18 protein-coding genes and 1 tRNA gene are annotated in these 18497 nt (G+C 66.5%); 10 read left to right on the plus strand and 9 right to left on the minus strand.

All coding sequences use genetic code 11. From position 1 onward, the window contains the following. Nucleotides 1-40: 40 nt before the first annotated feature. A complete protein-coding gene (locus tag AB3147_RS03225) occupies nt 41-1459 on the minus strand; it encodes a transglycosylase SLT domain-containing protein (RefSeq protein WP_175139097.1) in 1419 nt (472 codons plus the stop codon). A 7-nt stretch (nt 1460-1466) separates the two neighbouring features. Further along, nucleotides 1467-2288: a hydroxyacylglutathione hydrolase gene (gene gloB, locus AB3147_RS03230; protein WP_175125415.1), complete on the minus strand. Its 822-nt coding sequence runs from the start codon at nt 2286-2288 to the stop codon at nt 1467-1469. Nucleotides 2289-2307: 19 nt separating this feature from the next. Between gloB and AB3147_RS03235 the strand changes: the two genes are divergently transcribed. The 7 genes from AB3147_RS03235 (at nt 2308) to AB3147_RS03265 (ending at nt 9377) form a co-directional block, all read left to right on the plus strand. Next, nucleotides 2308-3087, plus strand: a complete 780-nt coding sequence (locus AB3147_RS03235) for a class I SAM-dependent methyltransferase (RefSeq protein WP_175139096.1) — start codon at nt 2308-2310, stop codon at nt 3085-3087. 50 nt (nt 3088-3137) lie between these two features. Next, entirely contained in the window at nt 3138-3599 is a 462-nt protein-coding gene (gene rnhA / locus AB3147_RS03240; protein WP_175139095.1) for a ribonuclease HI, read from the plus strand. Between the two features lie 198 nt (nt 3600-3797). Continuing rightward, entirely contained in the window at nt 3798-4880 is a 1083-nt protein-coding gene (locus tag AB3147_RS03245; RefSeq protein WP_367351417.1) for an efflux RND transporter periplasmic adaptor subunit, read from the plus strand. A gap of 30 nt (nt 4881-4910) precedes the next feature. Beyond that, on the plus strand, nt 4911-8009 hold the full coding sequence (locus tag AB3147_RS03250; protein ID WP_218342152.1) for an efflux RND transporter permease subunit: 3099 nt from the start codon (nt 4911-4913) through the stop codon (nt 8007-8009). Between the two features lie 44 nt (nt 8010-8053). Further along, complete coding sequence (gene dnaQ / locus AB3147_RS03255) at nt 8054-8779, plus strand: DNA polymerase III subunit epsilon (RefSeq protein WP_175125405.1); 726 nt, start codon at nt 8054-8056, stop codon at nt 8777-8779. Between the two features lie 61 nt (nt 8780-8840). Continuing rightward, nucleotides 8841-8915: transfer RNA gene (locus AB3147_RS03260), tRNA-Val, on the plus strand. 294 nt (nt 8916-9209) lie between these two features. Beyond that, nucleotides 9210-9377: a hypothetical protein gene (locus AB3147_RS03265; RefSeq protein WP_175125403.1), complete on the plus strand. Its 168-nt coding sequence runs from the start codon at nt 9210-9212 to the stop codon at nt 9375-9377. A 36-nt stretch (nt 9378-9413) separates the two neighbouring features. Here the strand turns inward: AB3147_RS03265 and AB3147_RS03270 are convergent, their stop codons facing one another. From AB3147_RS03270 to AB3147_RS03290, 5 genes are all read right to left on the minus strand, one after another. Beyond that, complete coding sequence (locus tag AB3147_RS03270) at nt 9414-9881, minus strand: YaiI/YqxD family protein (RefSeq protein ID WP_367351418.1); 468 nt, start codon at nt 9879-9881, stop codon at nt 9414-9416. Between the two features lie 5 nt (nt 9882-9886). After that, nucleotides 9887-10153 (minus strand): hypothetical protein, encoded by a 267-nt coding sequence (locus AB3147_RS03275; protein ID WP_286939685.1) that lies wholly within the window; start codon nt 10151-10153, stop codon nt 9887-9889. Nucleotides 10154-10195: 42 nt separating this feature from the next. Further along, nucleotides 10196-11692, minus strand: coding sequence for a TAXI family TRAP transporter solute-binding subunit (locus AB3147_RS03280; RefSeq protein WP_367351419.1), 1497 nt, complete (start codon nt 11690-11692; stop codon nt 10196-10198). A gap of 2 nt (nt 11693-11694) precedes the next feature. Beyond that, a complete protein-coding gene (gene gltS / locus AB3147_RS03285) occupies nt 11695-12903 on the minus strand; it encodes a sodium/glutamate symporter (protein ID WP_175186380.1) in 1209 nt (402 codons plus the stop codon). Nucleotides 12904-13059: 156 nt separating this feature from the next. Next, nucleotides 13060-13587: a GNAT family N-acetyltransferase gene (locus tag AB3147_RS03290; RefSeq protein WP_218343230.1), complete on the minus strand. Its 528-nt coding sequence runs from the start codon at nt 13585-13587 to the stop codon at nt 13060-13062. A gap of 150 nt (nt 13588-13737) precedes the next feature. Between AB3147_RS03290 and AB3147_RS03295 the strand changes: the two genes are divergently transcribed. Both AB3147_RS03295 and AB3147_RS03300 read left to right on the plus strand, forming a co-directional pair. Next, nucleotides 13738-14784 carry a glycosyltransferase family 2 protein gene (locus tag AB3147_RS03295; RefSeq protein ID WP_175139075.1) on the plus strand — a complete coding sequence of 349 codons (1047 nt, stop codon included), beginning with the start codon at nt 13738-13740 and terminating at the stop codon, nt 14782-14784. A 2-nt stretch (nt 14785-14786) separates the two neighbouring features. Further along, a complete protein-coding gene (locus tag AB3147_RS03300) occupies nt 14787-16370 on the plus strand; it encodes an ArnT family glycosyltransferase (protein WP_367353515.1) in 1584 nt (527 codons plus the stop codon). Here the strand turns inward: AB3147_RS03300 and AB3147_RS03305 are convergent. Further along, nucleotides 16330-16725: a GtrA family protein gene (locus AB3147_RS03305; protein WP_367351420.1), complete on the minus strand. Its 396-nt coding sequence runs from the start codon at nt 16723-16725 to the stop codon at nt 16330-16332. The two genes, AB3147_RS03300 and AB3147_RS03305, sit on opposite strands and share 41 nt — an antisense overlap. A 36-nt stretch (nt 16726-16761) precedes the next feature. On the opposite strand from AB3147_RS03305, the gene AB3147_RS03310 reads away from it, so the two are divergent. Beyond that, the gene (locus tag AB3147_RS03310; RefSeq protein ID WP_218342141.1) at nt 16762-17628 is read left to right on the plus strand and encodes a ChbG/HpnK family deacetylase; all 867 of its coding nucleotides are present in this window, start codon (nt 16762-16764) and stop codon (nt 17626-17628) included. Here AB3147_RS03310 and AB3147_RS03315 read toward each other — a convergent pair. Next, nucleotides 17615-18478, minus strand: coding sequence for a LysR family transcriptional regulator (locus tag AB3147_RS03315; RefSeq protein ID WP_218342139.1), 864 nt, complete (start codon nt 18476-18478; stop codon nt 17615-17617). The two genes, AB3147_RS03310 and AB3147_RS03315, sit on opposite strands and share 14 nt — an antisense overlap. Between the last annotated feature and the right edge of the window lie 19 nt (nt 18479-18497).

Genomic DNA, 18497 nt, shown 5'->3' on the forward strand with positions numbered 1-18497 from the left:
CCGGGGTGTCGCGCCGCGTGTGCGGCGATTGTGGCGGGGGTTACCCGCGCGCGTTTGTGCCAGGCACGCGGAGCTGCGTGCCGATCTTCAGGGCACTGCCCTTGATGTTGTTGAGCGCACGCAGCGCGTCGACCGTGGTGCCGTATTGCTTGGCCAGCGAGAACAGGGTGTCGCCCTGGCGGACCTTGTGGCTGCGGACGTTGGGGCGGGCGCTGGAAACGCGGGCGGCGGGCGCCTGCGTGGTGCGGCCACGCGGGGCGGCGGCCTTGTTGTCCTGCGGCGCCGCGTCCAGCGCGCCCACCGGCGGGGCCAGCGATGCGATCTGCACGCCGCCGGTGCCGGGGTCGCCCGGCACCAGCAGCGCCTGGCCGTTCGCGGATTTCTGGCGGCGGCTGATGTCGTTGGTCTCGCGCAGCGACGCTTCGGACACGCCAAAGCGCTTGGCGATGGCCGCGTAGGACTCGCCGCGCCGGGAGTGGTAGACCTTCCAGGCGGACAGGTCGCCCTTGTAGTTGGTGAGGTTGGCGTTGAAGATTTCGACGCGGTCGGCCGGCAGCAGCAGGGTGGGGCCGTGGTCGCCGCGGATGACCGGGCGGTTGAAGGACGGGTTCAGGGCCTTGAATTCGTCCAGCGGCATTTCGGCCAGCTTGGCGGCGATTTCCAGGTCGATGTCGCTGTTCTTCTGCACCGTCACGAAGTACGGCGTGTTGCCAACGGGCGGCAGGGCCACGGCATAGCGCTGCGGATCCGCAATGATGTTCTTGATGGCCTGCAGCTTGGGCACGTAGTTGCGGGTCTCGTCCGGCATGTTCAGCGACAGGTAGTCGGTGTTCTGGCCGGCGGCCTCGTTCTTGGCCATGGCGCGCTGCACCGAGCCTTCGCCCCAGTTGTAAGAGGCCAGGGCGAGGTACCAGTCGCCCTGCATTTCAAACAGCTTTTCCAGGTAGTCCAGGGCCGCGTTGGTCGAGGCGATGGGATCGCGGCGCTCGTCGCGCCACCAGTCCTGCTTCAGGTTGAAATGCTGGCCCGTGGCCGGCACGAACTGCCACAGACCCGAGGCCTGCGCGCGGGACAGCGCCGTCGGGTTGTACGCGCTTTCAACGAAGGGCAGCAGCGCCAGCTCGGTCGGCAGACCGCGGCGGTTGATCTCATCGACGATGAAGTACAGGTATTTGCCTGCGCGTTCCGCCATGCGCTGGACCGCCTCGGGGTGGGACGCGTAGTAGTCGGTCCACTGCTTGGAGAGGTCGGTATTCAGGTTGGGGATCGCGAAACCGCGGCGGATGCGGTCCCAGGCGTCGGCCGGCGGGTTGGTCAGGTCGATCGTGCGGGAAGTGTCCCGGGCGATGTATCGGCCTTGGGAATTGGTGGTGAGGTTCTTGCTATCGGGGGCTTTGGTTCCTGCGCAACCGGCGAGGACTGCCAGCATGAGCGGCAGAAGGAGTCGGGATAGATTCATCAGGTGGTCACTTGAAATCGTTCTTCCATTCACGAAGGGAGGCAAAAACCTCTACCGGCGTTTGCTGGTGGCGTCCGGCCCAGCTTGCGGCGGCCTGGACGACGTCGGGCTGCTGCGTGCGCAAGAACGGATTGGTCGCGCGTTCCTGGCCGATGGTCGAAGGAAGCGTGGGGTGACCATCCGCGCGTAATTGCTGGGCCCGCAGGTGCCACGTTTGCAGGTCGCGGTTGGCCGGTTCGACGGCCGATGCCCAGCGAAGGTTCGCTAGAGTGTACTCGTGTGCGCAAAAAACTTTTGTATCCGGCGGTAAAGCGGAAAATTTTTCCAAGGAATCAAACATTTGCGCTGGGGTGCCTTCGAAAAGCCGGCCACAGCCCCCCGCGAAAAGCGTGTCGCCACAGAACAGCGCGTGCTCGACGCCGGCCGCGCGGCCGGCATAGGCGATGTGCCCGGCGGTGTGGCCCGGGACGTCAAGCACGGTCAGGTCCAGGTCCAGTTCCGGCAGCGTCACGCGGTCGCCTTCGGCCAGGCGGACGTCGCAGCGCGGCAGCTTTTCGCGCGCCGGACCATATACGGTGATGCCCTCGATGCGGGACAATTCGAGCACGCCGCCCACATGGTCGCCATGGTGGTGCGTGAGTAGAATGGCGCGCAGCTTCAAGCCATGCTGATCCAGGAACTGCAACACGGGGCCGGCTTCGCCGGGGTCCACGACAGCCGCCAGGCCGTCCTGGACGATTGCCCAGATGTAGTTGTCGGAAAAGGCTGGCAAAGGCAAGACCGCGGCGTTGCGTTCGCGGCCGCCTGCGGGGGCGGTCAAGGCTTGCATGGGATTCGAAGGAAAAAACGTGGCAGAAGAAACTCCGCCGATTGTAGAACTGGCCGAATGGTTCCAGACGCCGCCGGGCCAGTACGTGCTGGCCTGGGAACGGGCCCAGTTCGACGCGGCCGTCGCGGATGTCTTCGGATATTACGCCTGGCAGGTCGGCCTTGCCGACCTGAACCTGTTGCGGGCGAACCGGATGCCGTTCAAGGGCTATGTGGGCACCGAGACCCCTGCGCCGGAAAATATGCCCGGCTGGCAGTCGCGCGTGGTCGTCGCAGAGCCCGAGGCCCTGCCGTTCGAATCGCAAAGCGTCGATCTCCTGATCCTGCCGCACACCTTCGAACTTACGCCCGATCCCCACAACGTGCTGCGCGAGGTCGAGCGCGTGCTGGTGCCCGAGGGGCGGGTCGTCATTTCGGGGTTCAATCCCTGGAGCATGTGGGGCGCGCGCACCCGCATGCCCGGCATGGAGCCCTGGCTGCCGCAGCCGCCGTCGTCCCAGGTGTCGCTTGTGCGGCTCAAGGACTGGTTCAAGCTGCTGTCGCTGGAGGTCGATGAAAGCCAGTTCGGTTGCTACGCGCCGGCCTGCCGCAGCGAAAAATGGCTGCAGCGCTGGGGCTTCCTGGAATCCGCCGGCGCCCGCTGGTGGAGCCTGGGCGGGGCGGTCTACATGGTCTCGGCGGTCAAGCGCGTGACGGGCATGCGTATCATCGGGCCTGCCTGGAAGACCAAACCCAAGCGCGCACGCGCGGCGTCGGTGGTGGTCAACCGCCAGGCGGACGACGGCTTCGACCCCTCCTGAACGGCCGGGCCGGCCTCACATTGCAAGAACAAGGACACGCACGCAGCACCATGCAGGACAACAAAGCGAACGATCAGAAAGTGGAAATGTGGACCGACGGCGCCTGCAAGGGCAATCCGGGTCCCGGCGGCTGGGGCGTGCTGATGCGCGCCGGCGCGCACGAAAAGACGCTGCATGGCGGCGAACTCCAGACCACCAACAACCGGATGGAACTGCTGGCGGTCATCGAAGGCCTGCGCGCCCTCAAGCGTCCGTGCGTCGTCACCATCCACACCGACTCGCAATACGTCATGAAGGGCATGACCGAGTGGCTGGCCAACTGGAAACGGCGCGGCTGGATCACCGCCGAGAAAAAGCCGGTCAAGAATGCCGAGCTCTGGCAGGCGCTGGATGAGCAGGTGCAGCGGCACACGGTGTCCTGGCGCTGGGTTCGCGGTCACGCGGGCGACCCCGGCAACGAGCGCGCCGACCAGCTTGCCAACATGGGCGTCGACGTCGCGCGCCGCGCCTGACCGGAATCAGCCGCCCCGCCGGCATCCGGAAATACCCTCAAATCGGCCCACTAGGGCAGATTTAGTTCTTTCATCGCGCTTCAGGATTGTTCCAGTATGTAAATCCGGGTGCTAAAGTGCCTTCCCTTCCTCCAGTTCCTGCGGCGACGTCCGAGTGGGGCATGCCCGGTCCGCGCCGCAACACCGCCACTTTCGCGCATGAAAAAAGCTGTACTGCTGGCCGCCGTCGCGGCAGGGTTGGCCGCGGGGGCCGCGCTCGGCGTGTTTGTGCCGCGCTGGCTGGCGCCGTCCGCCGCTCCCGCCCCTGTCACCACCAAATCTCAAGCCGCGCCCGCCGCGCCGTCCCGCGTGGCCGTGGCCGCCGTCCAGGAAATCCCCTTTGCACGCGGCCTGTCCGCAGTGGGCAGCCTGCGTTCCGATGAGTCCGTCGTCCTCCGCCCCGAAGTGGCCGGGCGCATCCAGGCCATTGATTTCAAGGAAGGCCAGCCCGTCAAGCAGGGTCAGTTGCTCATCCGCCTGGACGATTCGGTGCCGCGGGCTGAACTTGCGCAGGCGCGCGCGAACCTCACGCTGGCGCAGAGCCATTACCGCCGCGCCGTCGAGCTGCAGGGCAAGGGCTTCGTCAGCCAGCAGGCGCGCGACGAGTCGGCCAGCACGCTGAAGGTGCAAGAGGCCGCCGTGGCGCTGGCCCAGGCGCGGCTCGACAAGATGACGATTACCGCGCCATTCGCGGGCATCGTTGGCCTGCGCAGCGTGTCGGTGGGCGACTACGTGAATCAGGGGCAGGACCTGGCGCCGCTCGAGGCGATCGATCCGCTCAAAGTGGATTTCCGCGTGCCCGAGATGTACTTGAGCAAGGTGCGGGTCGGCCAGCAACTGACGCTGCGCCTGGACGCCTTGCCCGGCCAGGAGCGCCGGGGACTCGTCTACGCGGTCAGCCCGCTGGTCGACGCGGGCGGCCGGTCGATCCTGCTGCGCGCCACCGTGGCCAACCAGGACGGCGTGCTGCGCCCCGGCATGTTCGCGCGGGTGCAACTGATGTTCAACGAGGACAAGGCGCTGGTCGCGCCCGAGGCCGCGCTATCGCCGTCGGGCGAAACGCAGTACGTTTACCGGGTCGAGAACGGCGTGGCGCATCGGCGCGAAGTGACCATCGGCGAGCGCCGCGAGGGCCGTGTCGAGATCCTGACCGGCGTCGCCCTGAACGACCAGCTGGTGGTCTCGGGCCTGCAGCGCGTGACCGATGGCGCGCCCGTGACCATCGTGGGCAACGGCCAATAGCCGGCCCCTTACCCTTTCAGCGATAGCGCCATGCGTATCTCGGAAACCTGTATCAAGCGCCCGGTGTTCGCGTCGGTCCTGTCGCTGATCATCGTGCTGATCGGTCTGATCTCGTATTCGCGCCTGACGGTGCGCGAATACCCCAAGATCGACGAACCCATCGTGTCGGTCGACACCACGTACAAGGGCGCCTCACCCGAGGTGATCGAATCGCAGGTGACCAAGCCGCTGGAAGACCAGCTGGCCGGCATCGAAGGCGTGAACGTGATGACCTCGCGCAGCCGGTCCGAGCGCAGCCAGATCAACATCAAGTTCAACCTGACGCGCGACCCGGACGCCGCGGCGGCCGAAGTCCGCGACAAGGTCTCGCGCGCGCGGCGCTTTCTGCCGGATGAGATCGACGAGCCCATCATCGGCAAGGTCGAGGCGGATTCCCAGCCCATCATTTACATCGCGGTGGAATCCGGATCGTTCTCGGCCATCCAGACGTCCGACTACATCAACCGCTATATCAAGACCCGTCTATCGGTGCTGCCGGGGGCGGCCGAGGTGCGCGTCTTTGGCGAGCGGCTGCCGTCCATGCGCATCTACGTCGACCGCGACAAGCTGGCCGCGTACGGCCTGACGGTGCAGGACGTAGAAGCTGCGCTGCGCAGTCAGAACGTGGAAATTCCGGCGGGGCGCATCGAATCGCGCGCGCGGGAATTCTCGGTGGTGTCCGCGACCGACCTGCAGACGCCGGCCCAGTTTGAAGACGTGATCGTCGCCAACGTGAAGGGCTATCCGGTGCGGATGCGCGACGTGGCCAAGGTCGAGATCGCGGCAGCCAATGACCGCATCCTGTCCCGCTTCAATGGCAAGCCCGCCATCAACATCGGCGTCACGCGGCAGTCCACGGCCAACCCGCTGGAACTGTCCAAGGCGGCGCGCCAGGAAGTCGCCCGGCTGAACGAGACCCTGCCGGCCGGCATGAAGCTGAATATCGCGTACGACTCGTCCGTGTTCATCGAGCGGTCGATCGATTCCGTGTTCCACACCATCATCGAGGCCATCGTGCTGGTGGTGCTGGTGATCTTCTTCTTCCTGCGCAACCTGCGCGCCAGCATCATTCCCATCGTCACCATCCCGGTGTCGCTGGTGGGCGCGTGTGCGCTGATGTACCTGTTCGGCTTTTCCATCAACACGCTGACCCTGCTGGCCATGGTGCTGGCGATCGGCCTGGTGGTGGACGACGCGATCGTGGTCCTGGAGAACATCTACCGCCACATCGAGGACGGGATGCCACGCAAGGAAGCGGCGCTGCGCGGCTCCAAGGAAATCGGCTTTGCGGTGGTCGCCATGACCATGACGCTGGTCACCGTGTATGCGCCGCTGGCGTTCGCCACGGGGCGCACCGGCCGGCTGTTCATTGAATTTGCGCTGGCGCTGGCCGGTGCGGTGCTGGTGTCGGGCTTCGTGGCGCTGACGCTCACGCCCATGATGTGTTCCGTGCTGTTGCGGCACGAGACCAGCCATAGCCGCTGGTACAACCTGATCGAAGGCTGGCTGAACGGCATGAGCAACGGCTATCGCCGCATGCTGGGCGCGTCGCTGCGGCATCGTTGGATCGTCGTGGTGATCGGCCTGGCCGTGGCCGCGGGCAGCGGCGTGCTGTTCAAGGTGGTCAAGAGCGAGCTGGCGCCGGTCGAGGACCGCGGCGTGGTGTTCGGCATCGTGAACGCGCCCGAGGGCGCGACCCTGAACTACACGCTGGACAGCATGCTGGGCATCGAGAAGTTCTATGCCGACATTCCGGAAGCCAGCGGCAGCCAGGTCACGGTGGGCTTTCCCACGGTCACGGACGGCACGGCGATCCTGCGCTTGAAGCCCTGGGAAGAACGCGAGCGCAAGCAGCAGACCATCACGCAGCAGTTGCAGCCGCAGTTCGCGTCGCTGCCGGGCGTGCGCGCCTTTCCGACCAATCCGCCGTCGCTGGGCCAGTCGGCCCGATCCAAGCCGGTTGAGTTCATCATCATGAGCCAGGCCTCGTACGAAGAGCTGTCGCGGCTGACCCAGATTTTCCTGACCGAGCTGCGCAAGTATCCCGGCCTGCTGAACCTGGACACCGACCTGCGCCTGAACACGCCGGAGCTGCGCGTGCGCGTGGACCGCGACAAGATGGCCGACGTGGGCGCCAACGTGGACGTCGTGGGCCGCACGCTGGAATCCATGCTGGGCGGCCGCCAGGTCACCCGCTACAAGGACGAAGGCGAGCAGTACGACGTGATCGTGCAGGTCACGCCGCGCGACCGCGCCAATCCCACCGACATTTCAGGCATCTACGTGCGCGCGCGCGACGGCAGCATGGTCCAGCTGGACAACCTGCTGGGCGTGCACGAAGGCGTGTCGCCGCAGTCGCTCAACCACTTCAACCGCCTGCGCGCCGTGAAGATCGACGCGGCTGTCGCGCCCGGCTATGCGCTGGGCGAAGTGCTGGAACACATGCACCAGGTGGCGCGCGAGGTCCTGCCGAACACGATCATCACGGACCTGGACGGCCAGTCGCGCGAGTTCCGCGATTCGTCGGGCAGCATCTATCTGGTGTTCGCGATGGCGCTGGCGTTCATTTATCTGGTGCTGGCCGCGCAGTTCGAAAGCTGGCGCAATCCGTTCATCATCATGCTGTCGGTGCCGCTGTCCATGACGGGCGCATTGCTGGCGCTGTGGCTGACGGGCGGCACGCTGTCCATCTACAGCCAGATCGGGCTAATCACGCTGGTCGGCCTGATCACCAAGCACGGCATCCTGATCGTGGAATTCACGAACCAGTTGCGCGACGAGGGCAGGGAACTGTTCGAGGCCGTGGTCGAAGCCAGCGTGCTGCGCCTGCGGCCCATTCTGATGACGACGGGCGCCATGGTCCTGGGTACCGTCCCCCTGGCGCTGTCCACGGGCGCGGGGGCGGAATCGCGGCAGCAGATCGGCTGGGTTCTGGTCGGCGGGCTGTTGCTGGGTACACTACTGACCTTGTTCGTCGTGCCGGTGGCCTACACGCTGATTGCCACCGCACGCAAGAAGGCAGGCGAGTCCGGCAGCGAAGCGCATCAATCGCACACGCCGCCAGCCTCGCAGCCTCAAGCATCGGAATAAACCCTTCGGAATAGACCCGTCGGAATCGACGGGTCGGAATCGTTATGCGCCAGATCATCTTTGACACTGAAACCACCGGACTGGACCCTGCACAGGGTCATCGCATCGTCGAAATCGGCTGCGTGGAGCTCGTCAACCGGATGGCCACGGGCAACAACCTGCACATCTATCTGAATCCGGACCGCGACAGCGATCCCGAGGCACTCGCGGTGCACGGGCTGACTACCGAGTTCCTGTCGGACAAGCCGCGCTTTTCCGAGGTCGCGGACGAATTCGTCAAGTTCATCCAGGGCGCCGAGCTGATCGCGCACAACGCCGCGTTCGACGTGAAGTTCTTCAACGCCGAGCTTGCCAAGACCGGCCGCGGTCCCATCACCGAGTTCTGCGAGACCGTCACCGACTCGCTGCTGCATGCCCGGTCGCTGTTCCCCGGCAAGCGCAACTCGCTGGACGCGCTGTGCGACCGCTTCGGCATCTCGAACGCGCACCGTACGCTGCACGGCGCATTGCTCGACTCGCAGCTTCTGGCCGAAGTCTGGCTGGCGATGACGCGCGGCCAGGACGCGCTGTTGATCGACGTGGACGACAATGCGGGCACCGGCAGCGATGGCCTGGTGCTGGCAAAGTTCGACGCATCGGGGCTGCCGGTGCTGTACGCCAACGCCGAAGAGCTGGCCGAGCACGAAGCTTACGTGGCTGCGCTGGACAAGAGCGTGGGCGGCGAGAGCATCTGGCGCAAGCTCGATGCGCCTGTGGCGGCATCCGCTTGAAAGTTTTCCCGAGGCGACTTGCGCACGTTTAAAAATTCGTGCTATTATTTCGCCTCTTTCGGGGTGGTTAGCTCAGTGGTAGAGCACTGCCTTCACACGGCAGGGGTCACTGGTTCGAACCCAGTACTACCCACCAAAGACCTTCTGGGGCTTAACAGCCTTCGAAGAGCCCCAAAAGACAACGCCCATGTCGTAGCAGTAATGCAGCAGTAATTAGCGATATCGGTTTTGTTCTTCGGGCAGTCAGTATTTCGGGCAGTAATGCTCAAGCAAAAAGCCAACCTTCATCGGTTGGCTTTTTTGTTTTTGATTCATTAATCTTCTTCTGATCTGTCGCAATCGGCCAGCTTTCGGTTGCGCCAAGCCTGTTCCACGCCTGTCTATCATCGATAAAACGGCGAATCGCTGCCGAGCAAAACAGGAGAAGGCCATGGGTCCGCATACCAACACCATGCTCATCATCATCTGCACCGGCGTGGCGCTCATGTTGATCGGCTTCGGGTTTCGTGACCGCAATCTCGGCATGACCCTGATGGGCCTGGGCCTTGTCACCGCGATCGGCGCGATCATCTACAAGGCATACATCACCTTCTACTGACCGCTGATAACTGACCGCTGGCCCTGCCGGCGGTTTTCAGCTTTTCTGCGCCTGCTGGCGGGCCACCCGCGCGAGCAGCGTGTCGAGCTGGTTCGCGAACGCCTTGCGGTCGGACTGGCTGAACGACGACGGGCCGCCCGTGTCCACGCCGCTGGCGCGCAGTTCTTCCATCATGTCCCGCATCGCCAGCCGTTCGCGGATGGTTTCCGGCGAATAGCGTTCGCCGCGGGGATTTAGCGCCATCGCGCCTTTTTCCAGCACCTGCGCAGCCAGCGGAATGTCGCCGGTGATGACCAGGTCGCCTATTTCCGCCCGCTCGACTATATGCGCGTCGGCCACGTCAAAGCCGCGCGGCACCTGCACGGCCCGGATCAGCGGCGACGGCGGCGTGTAGAGCGCCTGGTTGGCCACGAGCGTCAAGGGCACCTGCCAGCGCTGCGCGGCGCGGAACAGGATGTCCTTGATGACGCCGGGGCACGCGTCCGCGTCGACCCAGATGTGCATCGCGTTTACTTGCTCAGCGCTTTCTCAAGCGCCTCGGCCACGAGGTCGTTGGTCGACACGCCGCGTTCGGCGGCGGCGGCGCGCAGCTTGTCGGCCTGCGCCTGCGACAGCTTCAGCGGGAAGGGCACCAGACCGGCGGCCTGATCCAGCTTGCGCTGCTCGCGGCGGTCGGGCACTTGGGACGAGGCGCCAAAGCGGTCGGGCGTCGCCGATTGCTTGAGTTGGCCGGCCAGCTTGAGGGCCTGGTTCTTTTGAAGATCGAATTTGTTCATCGGAATTCCTGATAGGGAGCGCCATCATAGACGCAACGCGCGTCAGCGCGGTTTGGCGTGCTCCAGTTGGGCGATTCCTTCCTCGGCGCCGTCGTGCAGCGGCACGCTCAGGCCGAGCCGGGCGGTGGCCGCCGATACCTGCGAGCCCTGCGTCGACCCGGCCGCCAGCAGGTCCTGGCCGGCCTGGTAGACCGCGCGCACGACCACAAGCGCTTCGTCGCGCGTGAGGTCGGTGGTGGTCAGCATCAGCGCCGCCACGCCCACCGTGGGGATGCGTTCCTGCTGATTGGGATACGTGCCGGCCGCGATGTCCAGCGGCATCAGCACGCTGTCGCCGGCCGTGAGGGTCTTGATGGCATCGGCGTCAAGCGGCAGCAGCTTGAGCTGCGCGGGAATCAGCGCGTCGCGCAGCGGCGTGGCGGGCACGCCGATCACCTGGGCGGCGGCGTCGACCGCCCCGGATTGCAGCAGCGGCAGGGCGGCAACAAACGGGGTGTCGGACACTTGGTAATCGCGCCCGGCCTGCAGGCCATGCGCGGCCAGCACAGTTTGCAGGGTAGCGCGCACGGCTGACCCTTCGGGACCCAATGCGATCGTCTTGCCCTTCAGATCTCGCACGCCACGCAGCGCGGGATCGTCGCGCACGACGATGTGGACCATCTCCGGATATAGGCTGCCCAGCGCACGCAGGCCGGGAAAGGGCCCCTGACCTGCGAAGGGACCCGTGCCCTCGTAGGCCATCTGTGCGGTGTCGGCCTGCGCCAGGCCGACGACGGCGTCGCCGCTGCGCAGCAATGCGATGTTGTCGGCGCCGCCGCCGGTGATGAGCGGCGACACCCGGATCTGGCGCGCGCGCGCCACGTCGCTCAGGGCGCGGGAAAAGGCCAGGTACTCGCCGCGGTCCGGACCGCCGGCCAACGGATAACCCTGCTGGAGCCGGGAAAGCCGGCCATTGATGCGCGCGACCGAGCGTTCCAGCTCCTGCTGGACCACATGCTGGGCCGTACTGGACGCGCTGTAGGTTACCGAGTGGGTGATCTGGTCCAGCGTGTCCAGCAGCTGGCGCGTGACGGGCGGCGGCGCCCCGGTGTCCAGCGAGGGCGCCTCGGCCGCCTTGAAGCCTGCGGGCGTCACCAGCTTCCACGCGCCGTCCGCTTCGCGGTAGATGGCGCTGGCGTGGGCAATGATGCGATCGCCGGCCTTGTTGCCGCCGGACTTCACGCCGCTGATGCTGCGGGGACCGGCGCCCAGCAACGTCACCAGCGACGCCGCGCCGGGCTGATCCCATGCGCCCAGCGAAATGTCGCGCGTCAGTTCCAGGTCGATGTCGTAGTACACGACGCGCCGGGTTTCGCCCGCCGGGGCGGTGCTGTCCGTGGCCGACCCCATGCGCTTGAGATCCGCGACGCGGAACAGGTCCTGCCCATAGGTCGCATCCAGGCTGCGCGTGACGTCCACGCGCAGGGCGTCCGCGTCGGGCGCGCGGCCGCACGCGGCCAGCACCGCGCACAGCAGGACCATCAAGAGTCTTTTGAACATGGCTACATCCCTCCCACGAACGGCAAGGAAATCAGCGAACTCAGGACGATCACGTTCAGGATGTCCACCAGGAAGGCCCCGGTGACGGGGACCACGATGAAGGCTTCCGGCGCCGGACCGTGGCGGCGCGTGAGCGCCTGCATGTTGGCGATGGCGGTGGCGGTGGCGCCCAGCGCGAAGCCGCAGAATGCCGCGGACATGATGGCGGCCTCGTAGTCGCGCTTGAGCAGCCGGAACACCACCCAGGCGGCATACAGCGCGCAGACCAGCGTCTGCACCGCCAGCATCAGCGCCAGCGGGCCGGCCAGACGCGCGACGCTGGACAGGTCCAGCGTCATCATCGTCATGCCCAGAAACAGCGATAGCGAGATCGTGCCGATGATGTCGGTGGCGCGATCGTCGAGCCGGATGCCCACCAGCGGCCCTGCATTGCGGATGAGTACCCCGGTCGCAAGGCACCACAGGAAGTTGGGCAGGCTGACCGGGGCATCTTCCACCAGCGCTGCCAGCATGCCGCCGACGACCAGGCAGACGAACGCGGCGGTCATGGACAGGATGAACGTACCGGGGGTGGGCGGCTGATGCGTTTCATTCAGGTCGGCGGCCTGGTGGCCTTCGGCCGCGGTATGGTCGAGGCTGCCCGACACTTTGTGGCGGCGCATGATCCATTCCGCCACGGGGCCGCCCACCACGCCGCCCAGCACCAGTCCCAGCGTCGCCGCCGTCATGGCCAGCGGCATGACGTCCTGGATGTTGTTGAAGTCGGCGAAGCGCGTCGCGTAGGCCGCGCCGGTGCCGTGACCGCCCACCAGCGTGATCGTGCCGCCCAGCAGGCCCATGAGCGGGTGCATGTCCAGCAGCCATGCCATGCCCAGCCCCACGGCGTTCTGCAGGACCAGAAACGGAATCAACGCGAGGAGAAAGGCGATGAGACGGGGCCCGCCGCGCGCCAGCAGCTTGAGGTTGGCGGTAAGCCCGATGCAGCCGAAGAACAGCAGCAGCAGCGTGGGCTTGATGCTGGTCTCCAGCGAGACGGCGACGCCGCCCCAGGTGGACAACAGATAGGCCAGTACGGCGAACAGCAGGCCGCCTACGATGGGGTCCGGAATGCTGTAGCGCGCCAGGACGCCGATGCGCGTGGTCATGACCCGTCCGATGACGAGCACGAGGCAGCAGGCGAGGAGGGATTGGACGGGCGAAAGGGAGATCATATGAACCTTCGCGCCCCGCCGGGGCGCAGCAAGACTAGCTGTTCAAACCCGATGTTCAAGCCCGCTGTTCAGGCCATCTTCCGCCGCATCGTTCGCGGACTGCGAAGCTATCTTACGTCCAGGCCAGTGCACCTGTACACGGGGTGGGGGACGCCGTCAGGCGCGCAACGGGCGTGCGGCGGGGAAGGGAAAGGCGCGGGACATGTAACTGGCGCCCTCGCCGTAGCCCGCCAGTTTTTCTGCGATACCCGGCGTTTGCGGCGCGAACGGCGCGTAGCCATGACGCAACCAATAGCCGGCCGCCGATGCCAGGGACACCAGGCTGGCGCGCGTCAGGCCGTTGTCCATGGCGCTTGCGGCGGCGGCGCCCACCAGCGCCTGACCCACGCCCGTGCCTTGCGCCGCCGGCACGACCGCGCAGTCATGCAGAAACCAGTGATCGGCCCGCGCCGGCAGCGCGGCTAGCGGCACGTCCAGGGCGGGGGGCAGGCCCGCGTCCCACGGGTAGGAAATCAGGTAGCCCAGCAACCCGCCCGAAGACATTGGCGTGCCGGGCTGGGCAACCCAGCAGTATTGCGGCGCAAGCGCGAGACGGTTCAGGAAGAAGCCGGCACCTTCCAGCAGGAACTGAGGATAGGCAAGGGCCTGGGCCTGCAGGATGGCGTCCACATCGCTGGCCCGCATGGGACGGACTTGGTATTGCATGACAACCGGAAGACTGGAGATGCCCGTCATTTTAGCGGCCAGGCGCGGGCCGGCATTTCATGAAAATTCGACGAGCCCCTGCGCATACTGCACCGCATCGTGTCCCGTATTCCGTCATTGCAGAACCCCATGCACATCCAGTTCCGGTCCGACCCGCCAGCGCCGCAGGTGCTGGCAAAATCCCTGCCGCTCAGGTCCGTGTGGCCGCCGCAGGCCGCCGACGTGCCGTATGACATCCGCGTCACCTGCGTGATTCCGTGCCTGAACGAGTGCGAGAACCTGCGCGTGCTGCTGCCGCTGCTGCGCAACCGGCTCTCCGCGCTGTGCACCAGCTGGGAGATCATCGTGGCCGACGACGGCAGCACCGACGGCACGGACGCGCTGATGGCCGAATGGACCGAGCACGAAGGCTTTCGCCACGTGCAGTTGTCCCGCAATTTCGGCAAGGAGGCGGCGCTGAGCGCAGGTCTGGAAGCCGCCAGCGGCAACGTGGTCATCTGCCTGGACGCCGACCTGCAGCATCCGCCCGCGTTGATCGAGCTGATGTTGGCGCGATGGGCCGCGGGGGCCGAGATGGTGTACGCCGTGCGGCGCGACCGCGCCGACGAATCCTGGCTCAAGCGCTCGGGCGCGCGCTGGTTCTATCAGTTGCTCAGCAACGCACGCGGCGTGCAGGTGCCAGCGCACGCCGGCGACTTCCGGCTGATGGACCGCAGCGTGGTCGATGCGCTGATCGCGCTGCCCGAGCGCACCCGCTTCATGAAGGGCCTGTATGCCTGGGTCGGCTTCAAGGGCGAGGCCGTGCCCTACACGCCGGACGAGCGCATGCACGGGACCAGCACCTATAGCGGGCTGCGCCTTTTTCGCCTGGCGCTTGACGGCCTGACGGCATTCACGACGTGGCCGCTGCGCATGGTCAGCCTGGTGGGCGTGGCGTTTGCCGTGCTGGCGCTGGCCTATGCGGCCTTTCTCGTGGGTGATTACCTGATGTCCGGCAACGCTGTCTCCGGGTGGACGACCATCGTCACCGCGGTGCTGTTCTTTGCGGGCGTCAATCTGATCTCGCTGGGCGTGGTGGGCGAATACGTGGCCCGCATCTTCGACGAGGTGAAGGGCCGTCCGCTGTTCGTCGTGCGGCGCAGCCGCGGCCGACCCGCTGGCAAGGCGCAGGGCTGATGATGGCGGACTACAGCACACCGGCGCGCTCCGAATGGACCCCGCCGACAGGACGGTTCTTGCTGGCCGTCGGCATCTGGCTGGCCTGGCTGGCGTGGATGCGGCCGCTGACCTTGCCCGATGAAGGGCGCTATGCCGGCGTGGCCTGGGACATGCTGCGCAGCGGCTCACACGCCGTGCCGCTGCTGGACGGCATGCCTTACTTTCACAAGCCGCCGCTGTACTACTGGCTGACCGAGCTGTCGTTCTCGGTGTTCGGCGTGCATCCGTGGGCGGCGCGCGTGCCGTCTTGGCTGGCCGCCTGGGGCGCTGCCGCCGGGTTGTACGTTTTCGTGCGGCGTCATCGCGATGCGTTTGCCGCCACGCTGACCGTGCTGGCGCTTTGCACCATGCCGTTCTTCTATGGGGGCGCGCAGTTTGCCAACCTGGATATGCTGGTTGCGGGCCTCATCACGCTGTGCGTCCTGGCCGCCGCTGAAACCGCGCTGCGCGTCGAACGCGGGGAAGGGGCGCGCGGGATGTCCGTCGCTGCCGCGGCGCTGGCCGCGCTGGCCGTGCTGGCCAAAGGGCTGATCGGGTTGGTGCTGCCGGGCGCCATCCTGCTGCTCTGGCTGGTCTGGGAACGGCGGTGGCACGGGCTGGCGGCACTGTTCTGGCCGCCGGCGCTGCTGGTGTTCGTGGCCGTCGCCGCGCCGTGGTTCGTGCTGATGCAGGTGCGGTATCCCGGCTTCTACGACTATTTCTTCGTCTATCAGCATTTCCAGCGCTTCGCCGCCAGCGGCTTCAACAACGCCCAGCCGTTCTGGTTCTACCTGCCGGTGCTGGCTGGCCTGAGCCTGCCGTGGTCATTGTGGGGCGGCGGCATCCTGCGCCGCGCCTACTGGGCACCCGGTCCCGCGCGCAGCCTGCGGCGCCTGGCGGCGGTGTGGTTCGCCGTGGTGGTGGTGTTCTTTTCATTGCCGCATTCCAAGCTGGTCGGCTATGTGTTGCCGGCGTTGGCGCCGCTGGCCTTTCTGCTGGCCGAGGTCATCCTGTCGGCGTGGCGTGGCCAGACCGGCGTGATGACGCCGCGGCTGGTGCGCATCAGCGCCGCCGTCGCGGCGGGAATCTGCGTCATCGCGGTGGGTGTTGCGGCGTTCAATGCCCGAGGCAGCGCCGCGCCGCTGGCCACGCTGGTGCGGCAGGAGGCGCGGCCGGACGACACCTTTGTCTCGCTGCACGCCTACCCCTTCGATCTGGCGCTGTACGCGCGTGCGCCGCGGCCCACGTGGGTCGTGGACGACTGGCGCAATCCTGAAGTGCCGGTGCGCGACAACTGGCGCAAGGAACTGTACGACGCCGCCAAGTTCGATCCGGTCACCGGGGCGCAGGTGCTGGTCAGCGCGGCCCAGTTCAATGCCCGCTTGTGCGCGGCGCCCGAGGGCTCGCGGTTCTGGGTGTGGGGCAATCATGGCGACGGCGCGGTCTACGCGCCGCTGCAAGGCGTGAAGCCTGCCGTCGCCAGTGCCCGGCATGCAATGTGGTTACTGCAGGCGGACGCGGCGCTTAAGAACCGGCTTTGTGCCGGAACGCCCACAGCCGGCTAGCGATGAATGTCGCGAACGCCAGGCCGATCAGAATCAGCGCCAGCAGCGTGTCGTACGGCACGTCGGTGGCCTGCAACAGCCAGGCGTAGGCCGTTTCATTGATCAAGAAGCCGATCGCTGAAATGAAAAGGAAACGACGGGCCGCTACGGTCCAGGGGATGGGCGAATGTCGGAACGTGAGCCGGTAATGGCCGCTGAAGGACACCACGAAGGCGACCATCCAGCCGATCAGGTTGGCCGCCAGCGGGGGGGCGCCGAACGCTTCGACGCAGCCCACGGCAACGGCCCAATGCGTTGCCGCGGCGGCGCAACCGACGGCGATGAAAAGGCTGATTTGCCGGATGAGGGCGCGCATGTGGGATGTGGCGGACAGAAAGACGGAGAGGCGGCGATGAGCAAACGCGTCGTGGTGTGCGGTGATGATTTTGGCATGAATGCGGATGTCGACGAGGGCATGATTGCGCTGGCCGGCATGGGGCGCGTCAGTGCGGTCAGTTGCCTGACGCTGGGACCCACCTTCGCGGCCAACGCGCCGCGGCTCGCCGCGTTGGATGTGGACATCGGCCTGCACCTGAATCTGTCGGAAACGTTGAGCGCGGGCGCCGAACCGATGCCCGCGTTGGGCGCGCTGATCCTCAAGGCCTACGCCGGCCTGCTCGACGCGGCGTGGGTCGAGGCGCAGCTTGTCCGGCAGTTCGATGCGTTCGAGGCGGCGTTCGGCCGGGCGCCGGACTATGTGGATGGACACCAGCATGTGCATCAGCTGCCCGGCATCCGCCAGCGCTTGCTGGCATTAATGGCGCGACGTTATGGCACGCAGGCGGGCGCGCAGGCGCCCTGGCTGCGCCAGACCGCGCCCGGCATGCAGTGCGGGATGCCGCTGAAGGAGTCGGTGAAGGCGCGCGTGATCGGCGCGTTGGGGGCGTCGGCGCTGGCGCGCGAGGCCCGTTCAAGCGGCTTGCGGACCAACAGGCGGCTGCTGGGCGTCTATGCGTTCGACGGCGGCAAGCGCCGCTACGCGCACTTCTTGCAAACCTGGCTGTTCAACGCGCGCGAAGGCGATCTCGTCATGTGTCATCCGGCACTGGGCAGCGAGCGGGGCAGCGCCATGGCTCGCCAGCGGCGCGCCGAATTCGACGTGCTGGCCGATCCGAAGCTGGGTGAATGGCTGCGCGCCAATGGCGTCAGCATCACGCGCCTGGCATTGACGCACGCGGAGCCCTTGTTGCCCGTGGCGGCGCGCGCTATCCCTGCGTAAGGCTTTCCAGCAGCCAGGCGCCCGCTGGTCCCAGCGCGCGGCGGGTGGACCAGACCGCGTCGACATGGATGTGGCGCGGCCAACCCGGCACCTTCAATTCCACGAGCTGGTCGCGGCCGAAGCGCTGGATCATCCAGCGCGGCAGTTCGGTCCAGCCGAAGCCCAGGCTGGCCATTTCCAGCAGCATCAGATAGCCCGGCGCCGACCACGTCGAATGGGCCGGCGTGGCCTCCTTGTCGTCCAGTTCGTAGGTGCTCAGTCGCAGCTCGCGTTCGGTCTTCAGCTGATCGGACGTGACCGACGGCAAACTGGCCAGCGGATGCGAGCGCCCCACGCACAGGACGATTTCGGAGCGTTCCGCCAAGCACGCGTGGGCGACGTCCGGCGGATAGCTTTCCTGCGCCGCCATCAGCCCGACGTGCGCGCGGCCCTGCTGCACCAGCGCCACCACGTCCTCGTATTCCGCGATCAGGCATTCGAAGCGCAGCGCCGGATAGCGCGCGTCGATCTGGCTCAGCATGGCCTCGAACGTGCGCGACTGGAACGTGTCGGATAGCACGACCGTGAGCCGGGGTTCCAGGCCTTCGGATAATTGGCTGGCGCTGCGGTTCAGGCGATCGTTGGCGGCCAGCACCTGCAAGGCCTGCCCCAGCAGCACCTTGCCGGCGGCGGTCAGGGAAGGCTGGCGCTGACTGCGGTCGAACAGCGCGACGTTCAGGTCCACCTCGAGATTGGCGATGGTCTCGCTGATGGTGGACTGGCTCTTGCCCAGCTTGCGGGCCGCAGCCGAGAACGAGCCTTCAGAGGCGACCTGGGCGAAGGCGGCGAGGGATTCGAGTGAGTGGCGCATAAGTAGCCCGGCGGTAGGT

The organism is Achromobacter animicus (genome assembly GCF_040775605.1).
Lineage (GTDB): Bacteria > Pseudomonadota > Gammaproteobacteria > Burkholderiales > Burkholderiaceae_B > Achromobacter > Achromobacter animicus.